This is a genomic window from Pseudorhodoplanes sp., assembly GCF_035565855.1.
Lineage (GTDB): Bacteria > Pseudomonadota > Alphaproteobacteria > Rhizobiales > Xanthobacteraceae > Pseudorhodoplanes.
Genome location: NZ_DATMRX010000285.1, coordinates 1 through 8,916 on the forward strand (window position 1 = coordinate 1; position 8,916 = coordinate 8,916).

The 8,916-nt window shown below is 62.0% G+C and carries 7 protein-coding genes and 1 pseudogene; all 8 read right to left on the reverse strand.

Annotation, left to right across the window (positions count from 1 at the left end):
- Positions 1-454: pseudogene (gene tcuB / locus VN004_RS16280) on the reverse strand (tricarballylate utilization protein TcuB); the annotation flags it as partial.
- A 150-nt stretch (positions 455-604) separates the two neighbouring features.
- Positions 605-1,054 carry a hypothetical protein gene (locus tag VN004_RS16285; protein WP_325612157.1) on the reverse strand — a complete coding sequence of 150 codons (450 nt, stop codon included), beginning with the start codon at positions 1,052-1,054 and terminating at the stop codon, positions 605-607.
- A 32-nt stretch (positions 1,055-1,086) separates the two neighbouring features.
- A complete protein-coding gene (gene fabI, locus VN004_RS16290; protein ID WP_325612160.1) occupies positions 1,087-1,872 on the reverse strand; it encodes an enoyl-ACP reductase FabI in 786 nt (261 codons plus the stop codon).
- Positions 1,869-3,083 (reverse strand): acetate/propionate family kinase, encoded by a 1,215-nt coding sequence (locus VN004_RS16295; RefSeq protein ID WP_325612162.1) that lies wholly within the window; start codon positions 3,081-3,083, stop codon positions 1,869-1,871. Before VN004_RS16295 ends, fabI begins: the two co-directional genes overlap by 4 nt.
- A gap of 6 nt (positions 3,084-3,089) precedes the next feature.
- A complete protein-coding gene (locus VN004_RS16300; RefSeq protein ID WP_325612165.1) occupies positions 3,090-4,070 on the reverse strand; it encodes a phosphate acetyltransferase in 981 nt (326 codons plus the stop codon).
- Between the two features lie 22 nt (positions 4,071-4,092).
- Positions 4,093-6,273 (reverse strand): DUF3141 domain-containing protein, encoded by a 2,181-nt coding sequence (locus VN004_RS16305; RefSeq protein WP_325612167.1) that lies wholly within the window; start codon positions 6,271-6,273, stop codon positions 4,093-4,095.
- Between the two features lie 161 nt (positions 6,274-6,434).
- On the reverse strand, positions 6,435-8,132 hold the full coding sequence (locus tag VN004_RS16310) for a SulP family inorganic anion transporter (protein WP_414710333.1): 1,698 nt from the start codon (positions 8,130-8,132) through the stop codon (positions 6,435-6,437).
- 27 nt (positions 8,133-8,159) lie between these two features.
- Positions 8,160-8,916, reverse strand: a 757-nt coding sequence (locus VN004_RS16315) for a formate/nitrite transporter family protein (protein ID WP_325612170.1), incomplete at its 5' end; no start/stop codon positions are given.

Genomic DNA, 8,916 nt, shown 5'->3' on the forward strand with positions numbered 1-8,916 from the left:
GGCCGGCATCCGCGACGGCTCGCCAGATCGAAGACATTCCGCCGGCGGATTCCCCCCGCGAAATATCCCGCCAGAACGCCCGCAGGCTCATGGTGATCGCCACAAGGGCATATAAGAACACGCCACCAAACAGCAGGGCCATGGCGTTGTGAGGCATCAGCTTGTAGAAGGCGCCCGGATTTGTATGGACGCCGAACAGAACGGACGGGTCGCGCACCGCGACAAACCCGATCACGAACAACGCGACGCTGAGTGCGGCAATCATGCTGATGATCAGCCCGTTGCGCGCGAACAATCCCGAAAAAGCCCTTGGCCATGCATAGGCCGCGTAGGAATCGCCCCTCACCTTCGCCAGTACACGCGGCACATTCACATCGAATTCGTGCGGCGGCGAAAACTGGCAGTCGGAATAACAGGCGGCGCAGCTATGGCAGAGATTGGCGAGACTGCTGATCGGCTGACCTCCGCTCAGGAGTTCATTTCGGGCGATCCCGCTGCAAGTAGAGGTGTCTTTTTGTCAGACAATCCTCTGAGGCTTCACCTTAATTGCCGCCGAGTACTGCGATGAGGGCGGCCCGGGCATTCCCTATCTGGAAATGCTCCCTCAGCGCCACATCAGCGTCATGCTGACGTCTCCGGGCATGCCGTCGGGCCAATCGGCGATCTGGAACTTGATGTGATACCCCCGCGGCTCAAGATATTGCTTGAAGAAGGCATGAAGCTCCTTCGGCAGGCCGGTCAATGTGTCCTCCCACCCGGCTTCCTGCTGGTTGATCGCGCGCCCCTTGTCGGTGAAAAGCTTGTTCGAGAACCGAGCGATCTCCACTTCGGTAAGCCCGTTGCCGACGGCCCGATTGATGATGGCCGCAGCCCGTTTCATCCGCTCTTCGTCACTGACGCCGGACGGCTTGAGCAGCTTGTCCAGAAGCTCCTTCTTCTCCGCCTCGGCGGCCTGCCGCTTCTTCATGTATTCGGCCGCCTTCTGAGCTTCCATCTCCGTGCTCTTGCGGAGATTGTCTTTCGCGCTCGGCAGGATGTCGTCTAAACCAGCCATGGTCGTCTCCAAGCAGTTCCAAATGAATGACGCTAGTCGACGATGTGATAGCCGCCATCGACATAAAGCGTCTGTCCGGTCATCAGCTTCGCCGCATCATGCGCGAGAAACGCCGTCGCGACCCCCACATCATCGATGCTGACGAGGCTACGGGCCGGCGCCTTCTCCTTCGCCTTCTCGAGCAGCGCATCGAATTCGGGAATGCCTGACGCTGCGCGCGTGGCGAGCGGCCCCGGCGAAATGGCATGGACGCGAATGCCCTTGGGACCGAGCTCCGCCGCGAGATAGCGAACGGATGCCTCCAGCGCCGCCTTGGCGACGCCCATGATGTTGTAGTTCTTCACGACGCGTTCGCTGCCGTAATAGGTCATTGCGAACATGCTGCCACCGTTCTTCATCAGCGGCTCGGCGAGATGCGCCATGTGGAGAAAGGACCAGCAGGATACATCCATCGTCGCGAGGAAGCCGTCTTTCGACACATCAATCACGCGGCCGTGCAGCGCGCCCTTCGGCGAGAACGCGATGGAGTGTATCAGATAATCCATCCGGCCCCATTGCGTCCGTATCTGATCGAACACCGCCTCGGTCTGCCCCTCGACGTTGACATCGAGCGGCATGAAAATCGGCGCATCGAGCTCCTTGGCCAGCGGCTCGACGAAGCGCTTGGCCTTCTCGTTCAGATAGGTCACCGCCACCTCCGCGCCGAGCGCGCGAAAGGCGCGTGCACAGCCCCAGGCGATCGACTGGTCATTTGCGATCCCGACAATGAGGCCTTTCTTGCCTTCGAGCAGAGGCGCTTTCGCCTTGGGTATGCTCATGCCGTCCTCTTGGCAGCAGCGCCGGCAATTTTCCCCGCGGATAGTGTCGCCAAGGTGTGCCGTGCAATCATCAATTCCTCGTTGGTCGGCACGACATAGATCCCGAGACGGCTGCCCGGACGGGAGATGCAAAAGTCACCCTTGCCGTTTGCATCCGCATCCAGATCTCCGCCGAGCCACGCGAGCTTTTCGGCGATGCGGGTGCGCAGGGGGACCGACCTTTCGCCGATGCCGGCCGTGAACACAAAGTTGTCGATACCGCCGAGCGCGGCCGCGAGGTAACCGGCATAGAGGCCGATCCGATACACGAAATGGTCGAGCGCAAGCGCGGCGCTGGGGGCCGCGCTCTCCATGAGATCACGCACGTCGTTGGTGATGCCCGACAAACCCTTGAGCCCGCACTCCTTGTAGAGAAAGTCCTGTACCGCGGCAGCGCTCATGCGCTTCTCGCTCAGGAGATAAAGCACAACGCCTGGATCGATCTGACCCGGCCGCGTCCCCATGGGCAAGCCGTCAAGCGCAGTGAAGCCCATCGTGCTTTCGACGCTACGTCCATCTGCAATCGCGCACATCGATGCACCACTGCCAAGATGCGCCACCACTGTACGGCCGCCAGCGCGCTCAGGGATCAATTCGCGCAGCCGTTCCGCGACATATTCATAAGACAGGCCATGGAAGCCGTAGCGGCGTACGCCTTCGACATAGAGATTGTCCGGGATGGCGTAGCGTTCCGCGACCTCGCTATGGCCGCGATGAAACGCGGTGTCGAAGCACGCCACCTGGGGCATGTCCGGAAAGCGGTCCATCAGAACGCGGATGGGAGCCAGGTTGTTCGGCTGATGCAATGGCGCGAGCGAGACATAGCGCTCCAGATCAGCCACAACGCTTTCGTTCACCAAGACGGGGCGATCGTAATGCGGCCCACCGTGAACGACCCGGTGACCAATCGCCATGAAATGCAGGTTTTGCTCGGTCCTGAGCCAAGCCCCCGCGGTCCGCATCGCGGTCTCGACGTCCGGGACCTCTTTCGCCTCATAGCTTCGCTCGACCAGCTTCCGGTCGTCGGCGCCGCTTGCCTTCAGTTTCGGATGAACACCCATTCCATCGACTTGCCCGCTGATCAATTGCCGCAGCGTTCGAGAGCCTTCGACTTCGAAGACTCGGAATTTCACGCTCGAGGAGCCGGCATTGACAACAAGGATCGCGTCCATGGCGGGTCACGCGGCCGAAAGCGCGGTGCTGTGCCGCCGCGCGTTGGCCGACAGCGACGCGATCGCGCAGGACGCCATGCGGGTTCGCACCGAGTCCGCGCGCGACGTGAGGATAATCGGAACGCGTGCGCCGAGGACGAGACCCGCCGCATCCGCGCGCGAAAGAAAGATAAGATTCTTCGCGAGCATGTTGCCGGCCTCGAGATTGGGGACCACGAGGATCTGGGCGCGCCCGGCAACGTCGGACTTGATGCCCTTGATCCGGGCCGCCTCGAGGTCGATCGCGTTATCGAAGGCGAGCGGGCCGTCGAGAATGCCCCCCGTGATTTGCCCGCGATCGGCCATCTTGCACAAGGCCGCCGCATCGATGGTCGAGGGAATCTTGGTGGTGACAGTCTCGACAGCCGACAGGATGGCTACGCGAGGCATTCCGTCACCGATCTCGGAGAACAGGTCGATCGCGTTCTGCACGATATCGCGCTTTACATCGAGATCGGGAGCAATGTTGATCGCGGCATCGGTGACGATCAGGGTATCGGGATGCGACGGAACGTCCATGATGAAAACATGGCTGATCCGCCGGGCGGTCCGAAGGCCGGTGGACGAGGACGTGACCGCTCGCATCAGTTCGTCGGTATGCAGGCTGCCCTTCATCAGGAGCTCGCCCTTGCCGGCGCGAATCATCTCAACGGCTTTGGCTGCCGCGGCTTCACTGTGTTCGACGTCCACGACCTCATAATTGCCGATGTCGAGACCATGTTTCTTGGCGACTCCGGCGATCTTGGCGGAAGGACCGACGAAGATCGGACGGATGATGCCGGCTTCCGCGGCTTCGACGGGTCCGCGAAGCGAAGTTTCGTCGCAAGGATGGACCACGATGGTCGAGGACGCCGGCGCCTCTTTCGCACGGGCAATCAGTCGCTCGTATTTGGCGTGCGGCACCGGCTCCGACGCCCGCATCGAGATTGCCACTTCGGGAGTGACCATGACATTACCTCGCCGATGACGTTTACTGGTTCTGCACGCGTGGTTCGACCGTGGCGAACCGCGGCTTCCCGCCTTCGAACAACCCGACGATCCGCCTCATCCGTTCCGCTGCGTCTCCGGTGAGTTCGCCGCTCGCGGTCGCGACCTCCTGGATCGCCGCGAGCGCAGTCCGCCGCGCTTCCGAGTCGTCCGGCAAAAGCGACGGGATCGCCGAAAGCGTCGCCTCCCGGTCGATCAGCAGCATGAAGAATTGCTCGCGCACCATCTGCTTGAACTGCGTCAGCGTCAGCCGCTGATTGCTGGTTGTGGCGAGACGCATCCTGCGGATGATCTCGAAGCTGCGCTCGTCGACGCCGCCACGGGCCATGCCGATATAAAGCGCGGCGCGCACCATGCATTCCCGCAGACCGCCGTTCGTGATCGCGGCCCGCAATTCCGCGATCCGCTTGTCCACGAGCTGCTGATGAAGCGGACTTTTCGCCGCCTTGCGCAACGACCGCTTTTCGTTTCGGGAATCGATGCCGCAGGCCGCTTGCAGGGCCTGAGAACCATAAACGGCCAGAAAAGTGCGTTCGGACATGCTTTCGACGGTGTCGCGCCACCTGTCGAGGCTTTCCACGATCTGCTGCGACGCCTTCTCCTGCAGCGCGAGGAACGGATTGTCGGGCGACACCGGCTTGCGCTCGGCCTTCACCCGTTCGGCCGCGATCTTGACCGGTGCCATGAAGGGATTTGCGTCCGAGAACATCTCGTATTGCAGGCGCAGCGGGTGACACTGCCGCATCCATTCCGCCAGCACCGGATTGGCGAAAGCCCGTACGACAGGCTGAAAATAGGCGCGATACAGCGCGAGATTGACTTCCGACACACGCGCCGCCGTCGCAAAGCGTCGTTCGTCCTCTGCATCGTTTGCGCCGAGCGCGCGGATGTCGTCGAGGGTACGGGCTTCGCAGCGCATGACCCAGTCGCCGCTGACGAGATCGGCATTTGCCGCATCCGCAGACCGTTTGGTAAAGGTCGCCTCGTACAGCCCTGGCGGCAGCGTATCGATCAGGTCGATATTTGCGGAAAACTCGCTGTATTGTTTTCGCGCGATGCCCGCCGAGACAAAGATGCCGAGATGCCCAGCCTCGTCATGCACGGTATAGACGATGGTCTGGCCGTAGGACCGGATCTGATCGACGCTGTCATAGAGGTCGAGGATCCAGCCGAGCGCCTGGGATGGCGGCGTAACATTATCGCCCTTGGAGCAGAACACGACGATCGGCGAGCGGATGCTGCGAAGATCTATCGCCGTGCCGTCGTCAGTCTTGATCCGGCCAGCGGCAAGATTATTGCCGATGAACAATTCATCGACGATAAACTGGATTTCGTCCGCATTCAGCGTGACGTGACCGCCCCACCATCGCTCGAACCCGAGATAACGCTCGGCCTCGGTGTCGATCTTGGAATAGAGATTGTATTGCTTGGTCCACAGGGTGTTCGATGGATTCTGGTTCTCGAAATTCTGAACCAGATAGGCGCCATCGAACTTACCGCTCCCGAGATCGCTCGCCAGCGCGGTCAGCCAGCTCCCGCCAAGGAGCCCGCCGCTGTAACGCATCGGATATTTTCCCCGCACGCCGTCCCAGTAGGAGAGCGGCGACCCGGCGATGATGATCGGGCCGAACAACTCGGGGCGAATGGCGGCCAGCATCATCACTGCCCAGCCGGCCTGGCAATTGCCGATCACACACGGTTTGCCGTCGGCCTGCGGATGGCGCCTGATGACCTCGGCAAGGAATTCGGCTTCGGCATGCGCGACGTCCGCAATGGTCTGTCCGGGCACGGGCTCCGGAAGAAAGCCGACGAAGTAGCAAGGATGGCCGGCGCGCATCGCCACGCCGATTTCGCTGTCCGCCTTGAAGCCACCAATGCCGGGCCCATGTCCGGCGCGCGGATCGATGACCACGAAAGGCCGCGCGGAGTGGCTGATCTGCACACCGGCCGGGGGAGTGATGCGCACCAGCGCATAATTGACCGGGCGCTGGAGCGCGCGCCCGTCCATCACCAGCTCGCAGTCGAAATTCAGAACGTTCGGCGCGGTCTGAGCCGCGTGTTCGCGGTAGGCATTACCCCGTTGCCGCATCACATCGAGAAACAGCAGGGAGCGCTGCGCAGCATCGGTGGCATATTCGGTCGCGGCGGTGAACCACGAGGGCATCAAGGATCCTCTCCCGCTCGCCTATTTTGTGTGCCCGAGTCAGAAGCGGGCAATCCGGCTTCCCGGCATCTTATAGCTACAGCCGATCACGAAGCCACGGTTTGGCGGTACTGTACTTAGGTTTAATTTTCGCATGCCCATTGCCGCCAATTTGACACAGACTATCGTTCAACCGCCACGATCAGCTCATGAATGGTCACGGCGCGATCGATGACGCCGACCTTTTCTCCAAGTCCTTCTGCGCGCAGAAAGTCGCGTACATAGCTGTGCGCCCCGACGATGCGGAGCATGATGCCGCGTCGGCCAAGAGCGGCATGCAAGTCGTGCAGCATGCGCGACCCCGCCAGGTCGATGAATGGAGACGCCGACAAATCGCAGACCATCAACCGGATGCCCGAAGTCCCGGCGCTGCGCAGCCGCTGCTCTATCGCCTCAAGCACAGCTGCAGAATTGACGTAGATCAGCGAGGCCTCCGGCCGCACGATCATGGCATTTTGAGGCGGTTCGTTATCCGGGTGGCGCGCCATGTCGGAATAGATTTGCGTCCCGGGAATGCGGCCGAGAAATGCGACATGCGGGCGCGACACTCGCATCAGGAGCAGCGCGACACAGGCCAATGCCGCGAGCAGGATGCCGTGCAGGATGCCGAGCAGCAGTACCGCGACAAGCGCGATGACCGCTGCATTGAAATCGAGCCGGCTGACCCGCCACATATGCGCAAGTGCGCGAAAATCGAACAGACCGAGAATGGCAGTCAGCACGATGGCCGACAGCACGGCCTTGGGCAGATTTTCAAGGAGATCGGTGAGATAGACGAGGCAGATCGCAAGAGAAATGGACGCGAAAACGAGAGCCAGCGGCGTTTTTGCCCCCGCCTTGTCGTTGACCGCCGATTGAGAAAGACCGCCGGCCACGGGATAACCCTGCCCGAACGCCGTCGCGAGATTGGCAGCGCCAATGCCGAGAAATTCCTGTCGCATGTCGAGGCGATAGCCATGCTTCGCGGCGAAGGTCCGGCCCGCCGATACGCCCTCGACATAGGCGAGGAGAAGACATCCCGCGGCCAGCGGGACAATGCCCTCCACGTCCCGCAGCCGGAGCGCCGGCAACGAAAGGCTGGGGAGCCCTGACGGAATTTCGCCCGTGACGGGCACGCCCCTGGCCGAAAGGCCGAGCCCGATCGCCAACAGGATCGCAACCGCCACGACCACGAGCGCAACTGGCCGGCCGGGCAGCCATCGCTCGCCGAACAACAAGAGCCCGATGGCAATAACGCCGATGGCCAAAACGAGGACCTGTATGTCACCGATTTGCCCTGCCAGCACATAGAGGCGCTCAAAGAAGTTATGGCCGCCGCCAGGCACGCCGAACAGGCCCGGGAGCTGGGTCATGGCGATGGTGAACCCCGCGCCGATCTTGAAGCCTACCAGGATTGAATCGCTGATGAGCAGTGCGATGACGCTCAGGCGCAGGAGCCAGGACAGGACGCACAGCGTGGCGACCGTCAAGGCGGCAAGGCTCGCAATCTGCGCGTAGCGCTGCATGTCGCCATCCGCCATCGCACCGACGCTGACGGCGATCATCAGCGAGATCGCCGAGGTGGGACCGACCGCAAGCTGCCGCGATGAGCCGAACAATGCATACCCGATCCCACCCAGCAGATATCCGTAGATGCCCACTTGCGGCGGCAGACCCGCGAGCGCGGCATAGGCGAGTGAAACCGGGATCGCATAGGCGGCAAGCGTGACACCTGCGACGATGTCGTGCGGAAGCCAGGCCGCGCGGTATCCGCGGAGCCAGCCCAGCATCAATGCGTCGCCTCTCCCGCGGGCCTGCGTTGCGACGCCGGGATCGTTCATTGCTCGATACTCGCTCCCGCCTGACCGCTAGTGCGACGGTCGCTTTCGCAAATAGACGAACCAATAGACGGCGGCCACCATCACCGATCCGCCAACGATATTACCCACGGTCACAGGAATCAGGTTGGCAAAGATGAAGTTCGCCCAGGTCAGCGCCTCGAAATCGGCCGGGGTCTTGCCGATTGCTGTCCAGAACGTATCCGGCGCACCTGCCTTGATGAACAGGCCGGCCGGGATGAAATAAATGTTGGCGATACTGTGCTCGAAGCCGGCCGCGACGAACGCCGAGATTGGAGCGATGATCGTCACCACGCGGTCGATCGTGGTGCGGGCGCCATAGCACATCCAGACCGCGAGGCACACCAGCGCATTACACAATATGCCGAGGGTAAAGGCCGGAACGAAGGACAATGCGCTCTTGCCGTTTGCGATGGTGAGTGCATTCAGCCCGACTGCGCCGCCTCCGAACGTGTATTGGGTCGAGAGGAAGATCAGCGCCGCGGTAGCAATCGCGCCGATGAAGTTGCCAATGAACGCGATCGTCCAGTTCGCAAGCACGGCGCCGGTCGTCACCTTGCCGCTGGCCCAGGCCATGACCAGCATATTGTTGCCGGTAAAGAGTTCGGCACCCCCGACCACGACCAGGATCAGCCCCACGGAGAAGACCAGGCCGGTCAGAAGCCGCGTGACCCCGTAGGGCAACAGCGCGTCCGGCCCAATGCTGCCCGCCCCGACCGTCGTTGCGAACACGGCGCCGAACGAAATGAAGGCGCCGGCGAGAATG